The organism is Nitrospinota bacterium (assembly GCA_027619975.1).
GTDB lineage: Bacteria > Nitrospinota > Nitrospinia > Nitrospinales > VA-1 > JADFGI01.
Map to the genome: position 1 here is coordinate 1 of JAQCGX010000044.1, position 17,826 is coordinate 17,826.

Below are 17,826 nucleotides of genomic sequence, written 5' to 3' on the forward strand. Positions count from 1 at the left end.
AAAGGCGGAATTAAATTCCGCACTTCCGTATAACCTTTAAGGGTAGGTCGCCTGTCCCACTAAAACAAAACCATCTCCTTAAATTGACGATTAGGAGCATTTAGTCAATTTTTAGAGGTGCCCTGCAGATATTGACAGTCCCTGATTGAGGGACCATATTTATTGTGAAGAGAGAATGGAGGGTGGGTTCAGAGCAGTACGCCCTCCGGCAGTGCCAGAGCGCCCTTTTAGGATATGTTGAGGTTGTGTTTCACCTCGACTGGTTGTGCGGGAAAAGCCCGCATACTGGACGCCCTGGTTTCTTTATGGGCCGCATCTTTTTCATTTTCTTAAATGCGTTTTCTATAAATCGACCGAAGTTCATTGCTTTCCAAAATATTTTGCTTCACCATTATTATTGGAGTGTCGGGAGTCAAGATTAAATCTTTTAAATCTCTGAGGAGTGGTCGGCTATCGACTTTAATTTGAGCGCAAATCCCGGCTAAATAGAACCTATAATAATTTTGACCTTCAATTTTTACTCTCGTTGGCGACATCATTTGTTTATCAGCCCCGTAGCCAAAAAATATTTTAAATAAAACTGGAAACTCTTCAGGTAGGCCTGGAGTTTTTGATTGAATCATTTGTTTTAATTTTGGCTCAAAAGGGCCGATATTTACTTTTTGGAAGAATTTATGATTTGAAGATGATGCCCTCCAAAGAAGGGAGATTAAAAACAGCTTAAGTTTTTCGTAATCAAATTCATTAACAACTACCGCCCGTCCCTCGAATTCTTTAGGTTCCAATATTTTGGTTTTTAATTCATCCAAAAAAAAACTTTTTGCATAATCATCATACCGGGTGAATAACCTTTCACAACCTTCGCAAACAAGATTTTTATCATAAACACCTTTTGGGGTTTTTTTCTTAGATTCCTTTGGGTCGGAGGAAAACATTCCCGGTTTAGGCTCATTTAAAATCGGCTTAAAAAAACTATAGGGAATAATATGGGCTTTGATTAATTTTCTTTCCTGCTTGCAAAATTTGCATTCCATATGCTTATTAATAATTTTTTCAAAGATGAATCTGATTCCGAAACAGCTGGTTGTATTCCGAATCGCGGCTGATCAGCTCGTCGTGGGTGCCGGATTCCACAAGATGCCCTTCCTTCAGCACCAGTATCCGGTTGGCATTCTCCAGCGTCGATAGTCGATGCGCGATCACCAGCGTTGTGCGCGAGGCCATGAGGTGTTTGATCGCGTCCTTGATCTTGGATTCGGTCTCGGTGTCCACGGTGGAGGTGGCCTCGTCCAGCACCAGAATCGGCGGGTTTTTGAGGAAAGCGCGGGCGATGGCGATCCGATGTTTTTCGCCGCCTGACAGTTTCACTCCCCGTTCCCCCACCAGTGTGTCGTAGCCCTCTGGCAGGTTTTTGATGAAGTCGTCGGCATGTGCCGCTTCGGCGGCCTGCACCACCCGGTCGCGGCTGGCCTCGATGTCTCCATAAAGAATGTTTTCCGCCACGGTTCCATTAAAGAGAAACGGGTCCTGCGACACCAGCCCGATTTGTTCCCTGAGATACGTCAGTTTCAGATCCTGTATGCGGTGGTTGTCGATCAGAATCGACCCCGAATCGACGTCGTAAAATCGCATCAATAATTTAGTGAGGGTGGTTTTTCCGCTTCCGGTATGGCCGACCAGGGCGATCTCTTCTCCCGCCTCAATGTTCAGCGAAATATTTTTGATGGCGGGTTTGCCCTTGATATAGGAAAAACTGACCTGGTCAAACTGAATGGCGCCCTGCACGTTGGTGGATGGCAGATAGGCATCCGGCGTGTCGCGGATGTCGGGGACGGCGTCGATGATTTCAAACAACCGCTCTCCCGACGCCAGCGCGTGCTGAAGCATGTGGTTCACGGAATGCAACTGGTTGATCGGCGTATAAAACAGGGCCAGATAGCCGATGAACGCCACCAGCGAGCCGACGGTAATTTCCCCGGCCTGCACCAGCCCGATCCCGTAGAGGAGGATGAACACCGTGCCCAGGGAACCCAAAAACATCATCGACGGCGAATACACCGCCCACAGGCGCATGACTTTTAAAGTGCCGTCACAATAGTCCTGACTGCGCTGGTTGAAGCGTTTGATTTCGTGAAGCTGGCGGTTGAAGGCATGGGTTTCGCGAATTCCGGAAATGGAATCCTGCAATGTCGCGTTCATCTTCGCCGCCCGTTCGCGGACGAGGTGATACAGACTGTGCGCCTTGACGGTGTATTTGCTGGCGCCATAAATAAGCAGTGGAATCGGCAGCAGAGCCAACAGCGCCAGTTTCCAGTGCAGATAAAACAGAATGCCGGTGATACCGATCAAGGTCAGCGCGGCGGTCACCACCTGCTCGACGCCATCGATGAAGATACGCTCGACGTAATTCACATCGTCGTTGACGCGCGACATGAGTTCGCCTGTTGAGCGGTTTTCAAAATATTTTGGCGACAGTTTTTGCAGAGCGCGGTAAACCTGCGAGCGCATGTCGAACACCACTTTTTGCTCGACCTTGTTGTTGACCACGATGCGGCGATAGTTGGCGAAATTGCGTCCGAAATAGGAAAGAAGCAAACCGCCGACCGCCCAGTAAACCCATGCAACCTCTTGCCCCTCCACCAGTTGGTCGATGATAATTTTTATCAACCACGGGGGAACCAGATCCAGCAGGGTGGTGAGAATGGCAAAGAACAGAGTCAGATAAACGTATTTCGAATACGGTTTGAGATAGCTTAATACACGCAGTAAAGATTTCATGGGTGGTTAGAGTCGGAGACTTAATGTTATAGATACATTTTGAATTGCAGCCAATGGCTTGAGCGAGGAAATTCAAAAAAGATTTTAGATAGTACCGACAGCCATTATAATGCTATTTCTTACCGGTTGGAACGTTAATCCCGGTTTGGCGCCGGTTGCGGTTTTTACGGATTTTATCGTTTGAAGGGAGAGGTATGGAATATAGGAAACTAGGCGACAGCGATTTGGAAGTGTCGGTGATCGGGTTCGGCGCCTGGGGCATCGGCGGCGCTCCATTCTGGAGTTCAGAGGGGGACCACCCCTCCTGTAAAGCCATTTTGAAAGCCGTCGATCTGGGCATCAATTTTTTCGATACCGCCCCGGTTTACGGCTTCGGCCATTCCGAGGAGTTGCTGGGGAAGACCCTCAAACCGGTACGCGATAAAGTGATTCTGGCCACCAAGTGCGGACTGGTGTGGGAGAAGGAACAATTGGGGGCGATCACTAAAAATGCTACCCGAGAGTCCATCTTGAAGGAGATCGAGCAGAGTTTGCGCCGCTTGCAGACCGATGTCATCGATCTCTATCAGGTGCATTGGCCGGACGTGAACACCCCGCAGGAAGAAACCATGCAAACGCTTTTAGAAATTCAGGCGCAGGGAAAAATCCGTCATATCGGCGTCAGCAATTATTCGGTAGCGCAGATGCAGGAATGCCTGAAGGTCGGAAAGATCGTTTCCCTGCAACCGGAATACAGTTTACTTGAGCGCTCCATCGAGAAGGAAACCGTGCCTTTCTGCATTGGAAACCAGATCGGGATCATCGCCTACAGCCCGTTGGCGTCCGGCGTGTTGACCGGGAAATACGACAAAACCACCCAATTCAAAGACTGGCGCAGTAAAGGCATTATCGGCACATTCACAGGTGAGGGCTACGAAAAAAATATCGACAAGGTGAATAAGCTTAAAGAAGTGGCGACAGCCGCAGGTAAAACCTGTGGCCAGATGGCCATCAACTGGGTGACCCGCCAACCCGGCCTGGCCACGGCGCTGGTGGGCGTCAAGAATGAACGCCAGATGGAAGAAAACCTGGGTTCCGTGGGATGGGAACCCAGCCCCGACCAGCAGGAAAAAATCGACGCCATTTTTAATTGAACAGCCTCTTCACGACACCCCGGATTTTTTGAACTCTTCAGCCGTAAATCGGGGCGTGATATGTTGCGGGCAGTTCCAGTCGAAAGCGTGAACTTTAAAGGTAATGATTCTCACAACCTTTGCCTTGTAGTCCGGATCACTGAGTTGTTTTAACAACTCGGAGTCATCGCTTGCATCGATGACTTTCGTCTCAGCCCAGATTTTCAGGCGTTGCTGTTTCGTATAATCCATGAGGAACAGCACGGTTTTATTATTGGCGTTGAAATTCCCGGTGCTGATGTACTGTCCGTTGCCGCGAAAATCGGCATAGGCCAGGGTGTTGTCGTTCAACACTTTCAGAAACCCTTTGGGACCACCGCGAAACTGCATGTAGGGCCAACCGTTTTCACCGACAGAAGACATATAAAAACTATCTCTTGATTCGATGAACCCGCGTTCCTGCCAGGTCAATTGATTGCGGAATTCTCCTCCCTGTTCCATTCTTGAATAGGCGGCTCGCGATCCGTATTTTTCCTGCTGAGCTTTGACGCTTTCTGTAAATGCGAGTTCAGTAAAGTTTTCAATCATGACTTTCTCCAATGTTCTAAAGTGCTATGGATAAAAGGGGAGGGGAGCCTCGCCTGGGAGGCTCCCCGTTGCCCTCTGTTATTTTTAAAAAGATAAAATCGTGTAACCCTCTTTGACGTATTTGCGCAGGCTGGCAACGCCATTCGTGCCGGGAATGGGATTGTCCTTGAGCAAATTCACACCGCACGCTTTAACGCCCTCGGATGCGCCGAAGACATCCGCACAACCACAGGACACCCCGGCGATGGAACCTTTGATCTCTTCAAAAAGCGCATGGGCCGGATGATCCGCTTTGCTGACAATTTCAGGCCAACGCGACCCGGCTCCCAAAAAAGCCACAGTGACATCATCACCCTGGGTTTTACTTTCATAGGCGGTGGCAAGTCCGTTGAAAAGTCTTCCGAATGCCTCGTCACCTGATTTTGGGTCTGACATAACGATGATTGCTGTTTTCATGATTTCTCTCCTTAAGTTTTATATTTTATATGTACCGATCGTTCGGTATACAATATATGTGTAGTTTTTGGGAGAGTCAAGAAAAATTTGAATTATTTTTTTAAGAAAACTTGATAAAACGCTTTATATGATTGATATTCTACTTTTGAATTCAATAAGCAATTGATTATATAAACCGAATGGTCTAACATTATTTGTATAAATGGGAGTGTTACATGTCAGCAAAAATATTAAAACGTGAAGAACTGCTATTGAAACTTTTCTCTATTTTTCGGCGATCGGGGTTTGATGGAGCGACGCTAGCTGTAATTTCTGAGGAAACGGGATTGGGGAAGGCGAGCCTGTACCATCATTTTCCAGGCGGAAAAATTCAAATGGCGGAAGACGTTCTCAGATTCGTGGAGGACTGGAATGATCAGAACCTGATCGTTCCCCTTGGCGGTAAGGGAAGACCAAAACAAAAAATCAAAAATATGATGATCACTGTTAACGATATGTATGAAGGGGGAAAAACCGGATGCCTTATAGGAGCCTTGGTTCCTGAAAACGCTTTTTCTATATACCAGGATCAGATCAAGAGGATTTTGATTAAATGGATCGAGGCAATCGCGGGGGTTCTGGTCGAATATCGGATTGAACCGAAAGAGTCCCTTTTAAGGGCTGAAGAGGCAGTTGCAAAAATTCAGGGAGCCTTGATCGTCGCAAGAGGAACGGGGCAAAGGGCGGTGTTCGGGCGTTTGATGAAAAACCTGCCGGCTGAACTTCTTCACTAATAATGCTTTGAATTCATTCAATTGCCTCCAAAAGCCTTGTTCTCAAAGGCACGGGGGACTTCTCCATTGGTATTATCCCGCCCGGTTGCTAACAATTTTTGGTGCTCTGCATACTCCCGGCTCAATTCCAGCGAATCCCTTTTGACCCGGTCAATGAGCTCAGCGGTTTTTGCATCGCCAGGGCTCAGCCGGGAGAGGGCCAGTGACATATTCTCCAGTCGCTCCTGTAAATTACTCTTTGAACTTTCCTCAGAGTTCTTTTCAAGCCGGTCGATTTGGCCGTAGACATTTTTTTCCACCGACATCAGTTCTCGATTCATGAGCGTTTGCAGAGTATGGATGCTGGACTCCAGACTATCCATCTGCGCGCGTTGCAGGGTGGAGTTTGTATAAAGAAAGCCGAGTAACAAAACGATGAGGCCGGTGTAAAACAGGATTTTTAAAGTTGTGTTCTCGGTCTTCCGCGTTTGAATATTCTGTTTGATGGTTTCGAGTTCGGAAGAGATATTTTTCACTGTATTTTTCAGTTGGGCGATCTGGTGCTCAAATCCTTTTTCGGTATTGCCCTCGGACGTATTCTCAATGTTAGAATTTTTATTATCCATTACTCTGCACCTTTTTTGTCGTTTATAACAATTCTAGACCGGAGGACTCAGAATTGATTGGTTAATGTCATCAGATAAAGGCGAAGCAGATCCTCTCCGAAAAAAATGGCAATGAGCGTTCCCAAAGCCAGAAACGGACCGAACGGAATCTGGCTTTTGCGGTCCTTTTTCTGTGCGGCCATTAGGATCAAACCGATTATCGACCCCAGGATGGCCCCCAGAAAAATGACCAACAGCACCTGTTGCCAGCCCAGCAAGGCTCCCGCCGCCGCAATAAATTTTATGTCACCGCCGCCCATGCCGCCACGACTCACAATGGCGATCAAGTAAAACAACCCGCCGCCGACCAGAAAACCGAGGCCCGCATTTATGGGACCTACTAAATAACTTCCCGCCGCCAGGCCAAAAACCATTCCGGGAAGGGTGATGCGGTCGGGAATGATTTTGTGTTCATAATCGATAACCGTGATCACTACAAGGGTCGGGCAGACGATCGCATAGATCAAAGATTCCCAGGTAACGCCGAACTTGATGAAAATTGCCGCCAGCAATAACCCTGTCACGATTTCAATCAAAGGGTAAACGATCGAAATCTTCTGACTGCAGTTTCGGCATTTGCCTCCCAAAAAAAGATAGCTCAATACCGGAATATTGTCTATAGCCTGAATGGGCGTGTCGCAGGATGTGCAGTGGGAAGCGGGAAAAACCACCGATTCTTTTTTTGGCAGACGGTAGATGCAGACGTTGCAAAAGCTACCAATGGCCAGGCCAAATAAAAAGGCGGCGAATGCGGCAAAAGGGGTGGATAATTGAAATAGTGTTTCCATAGGAGTCAATCCTGAAAGCGGGTTGCGCCCGTTTCCAGTTGAACATCTGACCGATAACCGGATTTAGCTGGAAGAATATTCACGATCGTAGCTATTTGGAATCAACTGATTTACGGTTTTAAATACCGTGTCGGATGGAAATCCTTTCCGCTGAAGGTATTGGGCCAAGCGTCGACTTTTGGATTTTGGATCGACACCTTTGAGTTGGGAAAGTTTTTTTTGCGCCAGGGACTGGGCGAGTTCCCATTCGCTGAATTCGGAATAAACGACTTGCATCGTTTGATCGATGGTTTCGGTTGTCAGACCTTTGGCTGATAGTTCTCTTCGCAACCGGTATTCGCCAAATTTTTTTGTGGAGATGCGTGACCGGCTCCAGTTCAACGCAAATCGCCCGTCGTTAAGATAGCCGAGCCGGTTCAACCAGCTAACGGTTTCCTGAACCGTGGCCTGGGGGAAATCTTTTTGACCCAGGCGCTCCCTGATCTCAAACTCACTGCGGTCCCTGTAAGATAGATATTTCAGGGCGGTGCTCTGAGCTTTTTTAAGTTCATCAGGGTCGAGCATTAAATCTCAATTCAGTTCATGCGGTTTTGGCCGCTTTTTTTTCTTTATCGTTCGATGCGTCGGCTTCCTTAGGGGAGGGCTCCTGTTCAGCGGACACCGGCAGGTTCAGCTTTTCCCTCAATTTTCGATCAATCTCCGTGTACATCTCAGGGTGCTCATCAAGAAACTTGCGCGCGTTTTCCCGTCCTTGTCCGATTCTGGTCTCGTTGTAAGAAAACCAGGTGCCGCTTTTGTTGATGATTTCATGCGTCACGGCTTGATCGATCAGATCACTGGTTTTTGAAATTCCTTCGCCATAGCGGATGTCGAACTCGCAATCACGAAAGGGTGGGGCGACCTTGTTTTTGACGATTTTCACCCGCGTCCGGTTACCGATCACTTTGTCTCCATCCTTGATGGCGGCGATGCGGCGAATATCCATGCGGACTGACGAATAGAATTTGAGCGCGTTGCCGCCGGTGGTGGTTTCGGGGTTGCCGAACATCACGCCGATTTTCATGCGGATTTGATTGATGAAAATGAGGCACGTGTGGGACTTGCTGATCACGCCTGTCAGTTTACGCATGGCCTGAGACATGAGCCGTGCTTGAAGCCCCATGTGGGAATCACCCATGTCGCCATCCAGTTCCGCCTTGGGAACCAGCGCGGCGACCGAGTCCACAACAATCACGTCGACGGCGCCGCTGCGAATCAGGACTTCCGCGATCTCCAGTGTTTGCTCACCCGTGTCGGGTTGGGACAAAAGCAGATTGTCGAGATCGATGCCCAGAGCGCTGGCATATTTTGGGTCCAGCGCATGTTCTGCGTCGAGGAACGCCGCCACGCCTCCGGCTTTTTGCGCTTCGGCGATGATGTGCAGAGTGAGGCTGGTTTTCCCCGAACCTTCGGGGCCGTAAATTTCGATGATGCGACCCCGGGGAACCCCGCCGACACCCAGTGCGTAGTCCAGCGATATGGACCCGGTGGAAATGACTGGAATGCCTTTCTGGCTTTCGGCCTGGCCCAGCTTCATGATCGAACCTTTACCGAATTGTTTTTCGATCTGTGAGCATGCCAGCTCCAGGGCTTTTTCTCTATCGTTTGACCCCATTGATCCTCCTTGGCTTGACCGACTCAAATTTTTGGTTCGATCAAGCGGGTTTGAAATCGATTTTATTTAGTGACGGGTGATTGGCCCGCTAAAGATAAATTCTTCCTGAACGGTATATATGGAACCTTTCGGCGTCAACTCACTTTTTATCAACTGGACCGATGACACTTCAAACGTATTCATGTTGATGGGGTGAGCGGATTCGATTGCTTTTTTCAAACGCTCCATACCCTTGCCGGACTTAATGCGTCCCAGTGTTAGGTGATGAACCGACTGTTTTTTGTCCGCGGGGAAACCCAGTTGCGTCATCTGCTGTTCGATTTTTTCCTTCAGAGAGCTCAGACGACCCTCCGCTTCTACTATGCCGACCCATAAAACGCGGGGCCGGGAAAGATCAGGAAACACACCCACATTCCCCAAGGTTATGGAAAAAGGCGGCGTTGCCTTGGCTATTTCTGCTATACGACTTTTTATCTTCGGGATCAAACCGGGTTGCGTGTTTCCCAAAAATTTTAAGGTCAGGTGCATATTGGACGATTTGACCCAGGCGGCGTCCAGATTCAAGGCTTTATAGAAGCTTTGCGCCTCGGTAATTTTGCCCCTGGCGGAGTTCGGGATATCAATAGCGAGGAACAACCTTAAATCAAGCACAGTCTATCAAGGTCTCGGAAATAAAGTCAAACCGGAACCCTTGAATATATGAAACCTCAATTATTTCAAGGGAAAATATCTGTCACACGTTGCGGAAAGGGTGTACGAAGCAACCCGTAACTTCCCATCAATCCTGTAAAAGAACCCGGTCGGTTATCCGATGTCTCTGTCATTTTATAGTGGGGGATGGTCTAAATAGCAAGCTTATTATTTTCCTTCAAATCTGCCGGGCTTTACCTGGATAACTCTGCTGGGGATCGTACCAACTCATCTACAGTGTCTTTATATTTTTTCTGAAGTTTGACGGAAAGTTCGGTGGCTTTTCTGAGCTGTGTTATGTTCCCGTTTTCGATCGCAACCTTTTCCCATTTTTCCGCATAGAAGATGGCATTTTTTCCTTCTTCCATTTGATCGTAAAGCTGGGCGAGGTTGCTGTAAGGAAGCTCCAGTTTAGGATTCAAACGGATGGTCTCCTTAAAGGAGGAGACCGCTTCCTTATAACGTTGCAGGCCGATATAGGCCCAGCCGAGATTGTTATGGGAATAAGCCGATTCAGGGTTCAGGCGGATGGATTTCTCGAGGATGGGAACGGCTTGCTCATATTGATTTTCAGCATTATAGGCCCAGCCCAGATTGTTGTGGGCGTCAGCATGTTCGGGGGCCAGGCGGATGGCTTCTTCAAGAACCAAAATCCCTTCCTTAAAATTACCTTGTTGATTATAAGTCCAGCCCAGGTTGTTATAGGCCACTGCATATTCAGGGTCCAGAAGGATTGATTCCTTGAGGTGCTGAATAGCATCTTCATAAAGACCCAGTTTGTTGTACATGAAACCCAGGTTGTTTTGGACGACGGCGTTGTCAGGCCGGATGCGAACGCCTTGCCGGTATTCGTTGACGGCTTCCCAATAGCGTCCCATCTGGGAATACACAAAGCCCAGGTTGTTGTGAGATTCAAAATGGTTGGGGTTGAGCCGGATGGATTCCTTGAATTCTTTAACGGCCTCTTCAAACTTTCCGCCATCGATCAAGTCATCGCCCTGATGGTAATGGGCTTGAGCCTGGTCTCTGTCTGACAACGCCAGGGCAGGGGCGGCGATCCATCCGCTGAAGAAAATTGCCGCCAGGGTGGAAACCGTTAAAATTTTATTCATGACAGGCCATCCTGAAAGGTGGATTCGATGAGTTTTCCTTGCAAGGCCAATAATTAATATTTGGATGAAAAAGTCTATGCAAACAGAGGCTTTGCTGGTTTGTTATATCCCGGGAGTATAACAATAATATGATAGGACGTTCCATAAATTATGTTATGTTAGAAGTAATGGTTTAATAACAATAAGATAGCTAGTTATGATAAAAAAGAAGAGAAATATGAAACTATTTAAGAAAGCAATTTTGATGGTGGCCATCTCGATTTTTGTGATGGGAATTTCCGGCTGCAAGGAAAAAGGCACTGCAGAGAAAGCGGGAGAAAAAATCGATGACTCTATGCAAAAAGCTGGCGATGCGGCGAAGGATTTAGTGGGCAAGTGATTCGGGTTGCAAACAGGTAGAGCGGACAGGAAAATTCTTGAGCGGCTTTTAGGTGAAAGCCGAGCTCAAGGATTTTTCTGGGAGAAAACCGCAGGTCAAAACCAACCGTTAAATATGTCGTGGTCGAACGGTCCCGGAAAGTTCTTCTATTTCCAAAGTGGATTCAGTGGATGGCCGAGTCCAAAGTTGTTTAAAGAATGATTGGCATCGGTCCTGGAGCCAGAAAGCCAGGGCTTCCCAATTTATCTGCTGTTTTTCGTCCTGCTTCAGCTCATATTCCCGAAGCATCATTTCCTTGATGATTTCCTTGCATTCCTCGGGGGTCATTTCGCCGGTTTCCAACTTATGTTCCATAAGTCGAATGAATTTTGGAGGCAACAAAGTTTTAAAATTCTTTGGCATGTCAAAGCTCCTGAATGTCTGGATTTTGCGGTGGTTGATAATAGCCGGTAGGGCCCTGAAATGGAAACAACTATTTATAAAGCAAGCCTCATGCCAGTTTTAAATTGTTTTAAACAAACAGTTTGTCGAAATACCTCACCGTCAAAAAACAGGCGGCCGATAAAATTATGGCGGTCAACGGGACCAGGGTCATGTTGAATGCTCTCAAAACACCGGGTCATTTCACAAATGCAGTTGCGGATCTGAATAGCGAATCCGTTTCTAAATCGAAGCGCTATGTGCTGGCTGTGTTTTTTGTTCTTTTTGGGGTTGCTGTTATCACTTTTTTTCTTAATCAAAAAGAAAAACAAGGGTCGGAGACAATGGCATCCTCAGGAATTTCCCAGGAAAATCCGGTAGCGCCCCCTTCTGAGAAACTGGAAACCAGGCCATCGCCAGATAAAAATAAACCGGAGCCGGCCAGGCAAGAACAAGCGATTGAACCTGTTCAAAGTGAACCTGCGCCAGGCGCAACGGCTAGTTCCTCGGTTAAAGAGGATAAAAAAGGATTTACCTTTAAGAGCGATAAAGAATATCTGGCTATGAACCGGTTCGAGCGACCACTCTTGGAGGCAAGGACCCCAGTAGTTACCGTGAAGGGTGTTCGTGAGCCCACGGCTGTGGTGGACAAGCCGCTGGTGTTCGCAGGCAGGGGTTTTGATATCCAGCAGTTTCAATCTCCCTCCAGGCAGGTTGTTCAGGCGGACTTTCTCCAGCACCTTAAAAGACCCGTTCCGAAGATAAAACCTGTTCTCCAGGAACGACTCGACTTGCAATTGAAGCAGGCGAAAAGTTCCAAGCATTTCATCTTTCATCCCTTGGGGTCGGCCCTGAGTCAGCTTCAAAAACCAACTCTTTGGGAAGATCCGGAATCCCAGAAAAAACCACAAGACCTGAAACGCATTCCCGAAACGAAACTACTTCTTAGTGAAAGTGAAAATAGCCAATTGATTTTGCGGCATAGGCGCGAGTCTTTGGATTTGCTGATTGGCAATGAAAAGCTAAATAGAAAAGAATATGGAAGCTGGTGATCCTGCGCAATATAAAATCGCATGGGTGGATTTTATAATCAGGCAGGGTTGGAGCCAACGATTATGGGCTCGATGACCCAGGAGGAATTTCTTGTTGCGTTTCTGAGAGTTCTTTAGGGGAGGGGGGTGTTTGGTGGGAACCCCAGTACCAATAAAAGAAAACCCAAAAGCCGATTATAAAAATCAAAACGATGATTTTTCGAGGCAGGCTGACGGTTGACTCTTCCAAATTTTTTAAATTTTGTTCGGTCACTTTGCGAAACCTTTTTTGATTCTGTGAGGATTAGGGGGATTTCGCACAACGAAACCCAAAGCTGTTGTTTCTGACTTCAGGGGTGAAGAAACTACGATTAAAAGTCGGCGCACTCAAGCCGCATCCATAAGATAGGCAATCAAACCAGGACCCTCCCTTGAGAATTCGCTTGTCTTTTCCATATTCCGCCCGTTGAACGGTGTTTCCCGGATGCGGGAGGTAGTAACTGTCCACCCATTCCCACACATTTCCCGACATATCGTATAGCCCATAAGGGCTTCTTCCTTTTGGGTAAGATCCCACAGGCTCCGTTCCGATGGAATTTTTGTAAGGGTTGTTGGAATTGTCGAGTGTCCACTCATGGCCCCAGGGATAGGTGAACCCTTCTTCTCCGCGCGAGGCCTTCTCCCACTCCTGTTCGTTGGGCAGCCGTTTGCCGGACCATTCGCAATAATCCCTGGCGTCAAACCAGCTGACATAAACGACAGGATGTTTTTCCTTTCCCTTGGCAATTTCTCCGTTCGGCCAGTGGTAGGGGGTCTCTCTTTTAGTTGCGTCAACGAAATTTTTGTAATTTTCATTGGTGACTTCATACAAGTCGATGAAAAACGCATCGGTTGAGGCAATGTGTTCTGGCGATTCATCGTCCCAGCGTTCGTTGGACCCCATGATGAATTCACCGGCGGAAATGAAGGCCATGTCGGGATATTTCGATGGGGCCGGAGATGGTTCTGTTTTGGCAGGGGTTGTTTTTTGAGAATCCTTTTTGACCGTCGAGACCCGTTGCAATGCAGGACGCAAGTGAGACACTGATGTCTTTCTGACTTTTTCTAAAGACTGAAACGGAGATTGTGCCCTTGAGGGATGGTCGCCTACATGGCAACTCCGGCATTCGGTTTTATTCTCTTTTTCCCTGTGGGTCTTCAGCAAATTTTCTGCCTGATGACAGGTGGTCTGACATTTTAATGCAGGGGACCCGGAAGTAAAGGTTTCATAAGCCACACCAGGCTCAACGAAAGTAACCAGAGTGAATAGCAAACTCATCGACAGGGAGGTTGCTGTTTTTGTGGCTGATATGAGAGAATTCATTATGAAATTATAAAATATACGGAATAATCGGATTTTGCCCGGAAATAGTAATATCTAGGGCGCTAATCATTGATACTAAAAGAAGCTGTCGAATGAGTCAAAGCAAAATTCTTCGAAGCAGAATGTGGAAAATAGTTTACGGAGCCGGAAAATGGAAGTGTGGCGGTTGATCGAAGATGGAACGGGTGACGGCGCCATGAATATGGCCACGGACCGAGCGATTCTCGAGGCCTGTGGTCAGGGCAAGGCTCCGCCCACATTGCGGCTTTACGGCTGGCAACAGCCGACTGTCACCACCGGGTATTCACAAGATAGCTGCCGGGATTTAGATATGAATCGTTGCCGTTCTCTCGGAATTCCGGTCGTTTCACGTCCCACCGGCGGCAGGGCTCTTTTGCATGACAAGGAGCTGACTTACAGTCTGGTGGCTCCCATTCCGCACCCTCGGTTTCCTCCCAACTTACGTTCTGCGTTTCAGGTAGTATCAGAAGCCCTTCTCCTTTCCCTCGGCAAGATGGGCATCGAGGATGCCGCAATGGCCAAAAATCGCGGGGTTTCCGTGAATGGAAGATCGCCTTCCTGCTTTTCATCATTGAATCATTGTGAAATAACCGTTAATAATAAAAAGTTGATCGGCAGTGCCCAGCGCAGAAAGAGCCGTTCGTTTCTGCAACAGGGTTCTTTGTGGATAGATTGCGACCGGGAGTTGATGAATTCCCTGTTTCGCTTTAATCTGCCGCAAATACGGGAAGCCAATTTGAAAATTCTTGAACGCAATACCATCTCATTAAATCAACTTTGCAAAAAGGAAGTCAGGTTTGAAGAGGTGGCAGAGGCGTTTCAAAAGGGATTTCAAAGTGCTTTTCCGGTAAAGTGGGAGCGCGGAGAATTGAGTGTCTATGAAATGGATTTGCGTGACCGATTTCTTAATCAAAAGGATTAGCTGAATGCATGTAATGAATATTTCTAAAAACCGGATGTGGGTTCTGGTCATTCTAGGGGTGATGATTCCATGCTTTTCGGGATGTTCTAAAAATCAGTTGCTGGCTAAGGACTCTTATAGTCAGCATTATGTGGATATCACGCAAGGGCATCTTCCAAAGGTTTCCGGGTCCATCCAAAACGCGCAGTTTGCTCATGTGGACAGCGACGCTTTCCAGGACCTTATTCTCCATCAGGTGGATGAAGGCAACCCGTCGCAAATTTTGTTGTTGATCAACAACAAAAAGCGCGGGTTTGATTTTCCGAGGGAAAATAAAATCGTTAAAACCCCAAAGGGAGAAATTCTTTTTTTCAGCGCCGGAGATTTTGACCAGGACCGCGCTGACGATCTCATCATCATCCAAAAAGAGGGGGGGAAGCATTTCGCCAGCCTTCTGTTTAATAATAAAAAGGGGTATTATTACGAAAAGGTCGACACCATTTTTCCAGAAATAAGACAGGGCGTTGAATTCGTGCAAGTGGTTGATCTTGACCAGGATGGCGATCTGGATCTGTATTTTTATGGAGAACAGGTTTTAAAACCGGATGGCAGTCCAGACAGGTTGCAAGCGCAAATCTTTATCAATAATGGCAAAGGGGATTTTCAAGATCTCTCTGACATATTGTTGCCGCCGTTGCCGCCAGGAATTGCAGGCGCTTTCTTTGCGGATTATGACGGCGATGGAGTGCGAGACATTTTTTTGATCTATGTTAACGCAAGAAACCGTTTGTTATTCAACAACAGCCTGGGAAAATTTACCGATAGGACGGCTGGCAATCTCCCCGATATAAAGGATGAGACCATTCATGGCGATTGGGCGGATTTCGATGGCGATGGGGACAACGATTTTATTGTAATCAACCGCCAGATTTTCTCCAAGGATCGAGCCCCTTCCCAAGAGACCAGTTATTTTCTCGAAAATAACGGTAAAGGACGTTTTACCAAGCGTTCGCACAAGGTTTTGCCCCAGACGTCTGTGTCCCGCGTGTATTTGCTGGATGCCAATGGAAACGGCATTCCCGACGCTTTGATTTTGAGTGAAGGAACAACCCATTACTTGCAAGGACAGGGGGAGTGGAAGTTTTCGGTTGAAACTGTAAAACGATTGCCCCGTTCCAGGCAGTTGATGGAGATGGCGTTCGGGGATATCGATGACGATGGTTATCTGGATATTTTGGGCATCGGCTCCAGCGACCGGAAGGGGAAATTGTGGCTGAACCGGTTCAAATAAACTGAAGGAATATTTCGAAATTCAATCATGTCTTATTTTAAAAATCTGACATTTTTAAAAGTGATGACCACCGTCGCCTGGGCTGACGGCGAAATGACGCATTCGGAACTCAATCTTCTCAAGTCCTTTATCAGGAAGTTTGATCTGGATAAAAAGGATGTGGAAGCATTGCGGCCCTACCTGGATGCCCCCGTCTCGAAAAAACGCCGGGAAGAATTGTTCCGTCAACTCATCGCGGAATTATCTTCGTTGGAGGAAAAGCAGGAAATCATTGAAGCCATGGAAACAATGGCCGGGACTAAGAAAAAAAAGAGCGAGGATGAACTCGCGCTTGTGGCTCAGTTCAACGCCTGGCTGAAGAAATCCTCTGTAACGACCCGGTCTCTGGGAAGAATCCGCAACCTGTTTCAACGCACGATTTTCTCCCACACTCGGCAGAATGATCCGGAGCTGGAAAAATATTTCAAGCGCAAGGTGTTTAAGAAAATCGAATTGCGGAGCGCGAAAAGCGGTTGCACGATCAACCTTTCGGATGACGAAATTTACCACATCTGTTTGCTGGGCACGCTTCTGTCTTCCGTTGCGCAGGTGGATGACATTTTCGAGGACGTGGAAAAAGTCGCGCTCGCAAAAGTTTTAAAGAGTACATTTTCATTCCCGAAGCAGGAGTCGGAAATTCTTCTTGCGGTCATCGAAGAACAGGCCAGGCACGGATTCGATTTTCATGAGGTGGTCACCGAGACCAACCAGATCATCCCTTACAAAGAGCGGGTGCAATTGATCGATTGTTTTTTTGCGATCGCCGCCGCCGATGGTCGCATCTCACATGAGGAATCCGAGCAGATACGGAAAATCACCAAGGCGATGCACATCCCGCATCAGTCGTTTAAAGAATCGAAAGTGAGAGCCTTGGAGGCATTGAAATGAGCGTTCAATTTGAATTATTCAGTGTGCTATCGAGAACCAGGTTCGAATCGGGCACGTGATGGGTGAGTGATGCCGGAGAAGAAAAAATTTCTTGGAATTCTTTTTGATTGCTGCAACGTCTACCGGCGCATCTATATCAACAAGGAAAAGAACGCCTACGAGGGCCGCTGTCCGCATTGTTATCGGGAAGTGAGAGTCTTGATCGGGTCGGATGGGAGTTCCTCCCGTTTCTTCAATGCCAGATGATTTTACCAGCAACCCCTTCCATTCCTCCTGAACCATGAAACTGGTATTGCAAAGAGTCTCAAGCGCTTCGGTGTGCGTTGAGGGTAAGGAGATCGCCAAAATAGGAAAAGGCCTTCTGGTACTATTCGGCGTGGAAAAAGGCGATGCGATATCAAGAGCTGATTTTTTGGCCGACAAAACAGTAAACCTGCGCATCTTTCCCGATGATGCCGGGAAAATGAACCTGTCCTGCAAGGACATTGGCGGAGAGATTCTGGTCGTGTCACAGTTCACCCTGGCGGGGGACTGTTCAAAAGGCCGGCGTCCGGGGTTCGATCGAGCCGCCCGGCCCGAGGATGCGGAAACTCTTTATTTACGGTATATCTCAGCGATCACTGAAACGGGATGCAAGGTGGCCACAGGCCAGTTTGCCGCAGATATGAAGGTGGAGCTCGTCAACGACGGCCCGGTGACGTTTATTTTGGATTGAGTAAAGGGCATCTCTAAAAATTAGTTTATTCCAGGAAATCGAACACTGTACAAGGATTTCTTATATTGGTGGCACGGGCTTTCTAGCCCGTGCGAACAGGCTGGAAAGCCTGTTCCACTAAAACAAAGCCATCTCCTTAAGTTGACGATTAGGAGCATTTAGTCAATTTTTAGAGATATCCTA

At 47.6% G+C, this 17,826-nt stretch carries 21 protein-coding genes; 9 read left to right on the forward strand and 12 right to left on the reverse strand.

Annotated elements, in window-relative coordinates; translation table 11 throughout:
• Positions 1 to 329: 329 nt before the first annotated feature.
• Positions 330 to 1,034 (reverse strand): hypothetical protein, encoded by a 705-nt coding sequence (locus O3C58_12840; protein MDA0692739.1) that lies wholly within the window; start codon positions 1,032 to 1,034, stop codon positions 330 to 332.
• A 19-nt stretch (positions 1,035 to 1,053) separates the two neighbouring features.
• Positions 1,054 to 2,778 carry an ABC transporter ATP-binding protein gene (locus O3C58_12845; protein ID MDA0692740.1) on the reverse strand — a complete coding sequence of 575 codons (1,725 nt, stop codon included), beginning with the start codon at positions 2,776 to 2,778 and terminating at the stop codon, positions 1,054 to 1,056.
• Positions 2,779 to 2,972: 194 nt separating this feature from the next.
• On the opposite strand from O3C58_12845, the gene O3C58_12850 reads away from it, so the two are divergent.
• Positions 2,973 to 3,911: an aldo/keto reductase gene (locus tag O3C58_12850; GenBank protein MDA0692741.1), complete on the forward strand. Its 939-nt coding sequence runs from the start codon at positions 2,973 to 2,975 to the stop codon at positions 3,909 to 3,911.
• 9 nt (positions 3,912 to 3,920) lie between these two features.
• Here the strand turns inward: O3C58_12850 and O3C58_12855 are convergent, their stop codons facing one another.
• Positions 3,921 to 4,478 carry a pyridoxamine 5'-phosphate oxidase family protein gene (locus O3C58_12855; protein ID MDA0692742.1) on the reverse strand — a complete coding sequence of 186 codons (558 nt, stop codon included), beginning with the start codon at positions 4,476 to 4,478 and terminating at the stop codon, positions 3,921 to 3,923.
• Positions 4,479 to 4,562: 84 nt separating this feature from the next.
• Positions 4,563 to 4,934: a DsrE family protein gene (locus O3C58_12860; protein MDA0692743.1), complete on the reverse strand. Its 372-nt coding sequence runs from the start codon at positions 4,932 to 4,934 to the stop codon at positions 4,563 to 4,565.
• Positions 4,935 to 5,149: 215 nt separating this feature from the next.
• On the opposite strand from O3C58_12860, the gene O3C58_12865 reads away from it, so the two are divergent.
• Complete coding sequence (locus O3C58_12865) at positions 5,150 to 5,707, forward strand: TetR/AcrR family transcriptional regulator (protein MDA0692744.1); 558 nt, start codon at positions 5,150 to 5,152, stop codon at positions 5,705 to 5,707.
• 17 nt (positions 5,708 to 5,724) lie between these two features.
• Here O3C58_12865 and O3C58_12870 read toward each other — a convergent pair whose 3' ends face one another.
• The 6 genes from O3C58_12870 to O3C58_12895 all read right to left on the reverse strand — a co-directional run bounded on the left by O3C58_12870 (position 5,725) and on the right by O3C58_12895 (position 10,595).
• On the reverse strand, positions 5,725 to 6,312 hold the full coding sequence (locus O3C58_12870; protein ID MDA0692745.1) for a hypothetical protein: 588 nt from the start codon (positions 6,310 to 6,312) through the stop codon (positions 5,725 to 5,727).
• 47 nt (positions 6,313 to 6,359) lie between these two features.
• Positions 6,360 to 7,139, reverse strand: a complete 780-nt coding sequence (locus O3C58_12875; GenBank protein ID MDA0692746.1) for a prepilin peptidase — start codon at positions 7,137 to 7,139, stop codon at positions 6,360 to 6,362.
• A gap of 63 nt (positions 7,140 to 7,202) precedes the next feature.
• Positions 7,203 to 7,703, reverse strand: coding sequence for a regulatory protein RecX (locus tag O3C58_12880; protein ID MDA0692747.1), 501 nt, complete (start codon positions 7,701 to 7,703; stop codon positions 7,203 to 7,205).
• Between the two features lie 16 nt (positions 7,704 to 7,719).
• A complete protein-coding gene (recA, locus tag O3C58_12885) occupies positions 7,720 to 8,793 on the reverse strand; it encodes a recombinase RecA (GenBank protein ID MDA0692748.1) in 1,074 nt (357 codons plus the stop codon).
• A 66-nt stretch (positions 8,794 to 8,859) separates the two neighbouring features.
• Positions 8,860 to 9,444 carry an RNA 2',3'-cyclic phosphodiesterase gene (gene thpR, locus O3C58_12890; protein MDA0692749.1) on the reverse strand — a complete coding sequence of 195 codons (585 nt, stop codon included), beginning with the start codon at positions 9,442 to 9,444 and terminating at the stop codon, positions 8,860 to 8,862.
• A 233-nt stretch (positions 9,445 to 9,677) separates the two neighbouring features.
• Complete coding sequence (locus tag O3C58_12895; protein MDA0692750.1) at positions 9,678 to 10,595, reverse strand: tetratricopeptide repeat protein; 918 nt, start codon at positions 10,593 to 10,595, stop codon at positions 9,678 to 9,680.
• Between the two features lie 217 nt (positions 10,596 to 10,812).
• On the opposite strand from O3C58_12895, the gene O3C58_12900 reads away from it, so the two are divergent.
• A complete protein-coding gene (locus tag O3C58_12900) occupies positions 10,813 to 10,974 on the forward strand; it encodes a transport-associated protein (protein MDA0692751.1) in 162 nt (53 codons plus the stop codon).
• A 108-nt stretch (positions 10,975 to 11,082) separates the two neighbouring features.
• Here the strand turns inward: O3C58_12900 and O3C58_12905 are convergent, their stop codons facing one another.
• Complete coding sequence (locus O3C58_12905) at positions 11,083 to 11,376, reverse strand: hypothetical protein (protein ID MDA0692752.1); 294 nt, start codon at positions 11,374 to 11,376, stop codon at positions 11,083 to 11,085.
• A 122-nt stretch (positions 11,377 to 11,498) separates the two neighbouring features.
• Between O3C58_12905 and O3C58_12910 the strand changes: the two genes are divergently transcribed.
• A complete protein-coding gene (locus tag O3C58_12910) occupies positions 11,499 to 12,446 on the forward strand; it encodes a hypothetical protein (protein MDA0692753.1) in 948 nt (315 codons plus the stop codon).
• A 283-nt stretch (positions 12,447 to 12,729) separates the two neighbouring features.
• Here O3C58_12910 and O3C58_12915 read toward each other — a convergent pair whose 3' ends face one another.
• Positions 12,730 to 13,788 (reverse strand): SUMF1/EgtB/PvdO family nonheme iron enzyme, encoded by a 1,059-nt coding sequence (locus O3C58_12915; protein MDA0692754.1) that lies wholly within the window; start codon positions 13,786 to 13,788, stop codon positions 12,730 to 12,732.
• Between the two features lie 124 nt (positions 13,789 to 13,912).
• Between O3C58_12915 and O3C58_12920 the strand changes: the two genes are divergently transcribed.
• The 5 genes from O3C58_12920 to dtd all read left to right on the forward strand — a co-directional run bounded on the left by O3C58_12920 (position 13,913) and on the right by dtd (position 17,643).
• Positions 13,913 to 14,731: a lipoate--protein ligase family protein gene (locus tag O3C58_12920; protein MDA0692755.1), complete on the forward strand. Its 819-nt coding sequence runs from the start codon at positions 13,913 to 13,915 to the stop codon at positions 14,729 to 14,731.
• A 13-nt stretch (positions 14,732 to 14,744) separates the two neighbouring features.
• Positions 14,745 to 16,001: a VCBS repeat-containing protein gene (locus O3C58_12925; GenBank protein MDA0692756.1), complete on the forward strand. Its 1,257-nt coding sequence runs from the start codon at positions 14,745 to 14,747 to the stop codon at positions 15,999 to 16,001.
• Between the two features lie 27 nt (positions 16,002 to 16,028).
• Positions 16,029 to 16,928, forward strand: a complete 900-nt coding sequence (locus tag O3C58_12930) for a TerB family tellurite resistance protein (protein ID MDA0692757.1) — start codon at positions 16,029 to 16,031, stop codon at positions 16,926 to 16,928.
• A 69-nt stretch (positions 16,929 to 16,997) separates the two neighbouring features.
• Positions 16,998 to 17,174, forward strand: coding sequence for a hypothetical protein (locus O3C58_12935; GenBank protein ID MDA0692758.1), 177 nt, complete (start codon positions 16,998 to 17,000; stop codon positions 17,172 to 17,174).
• Positions 17,175 to 17,208: 34 nt separating this feature from the next.
• Positions 17,209 to 17,643 carry a D-aminoacyl-tRNA deacylase gene (gene dtd / locus O3C58_12940; protein ID MDA0692759.1) on the forward strand — a complete coding sequence of 145 codons (435 nt, stop codon included), beginning with the start codon at positions 17,209 to 17,211 and terminating at the stop codon, positions 17,641 to 17,643.
• Positions 17,644 to 17,826: the final 183 nt, after the last annotated feature.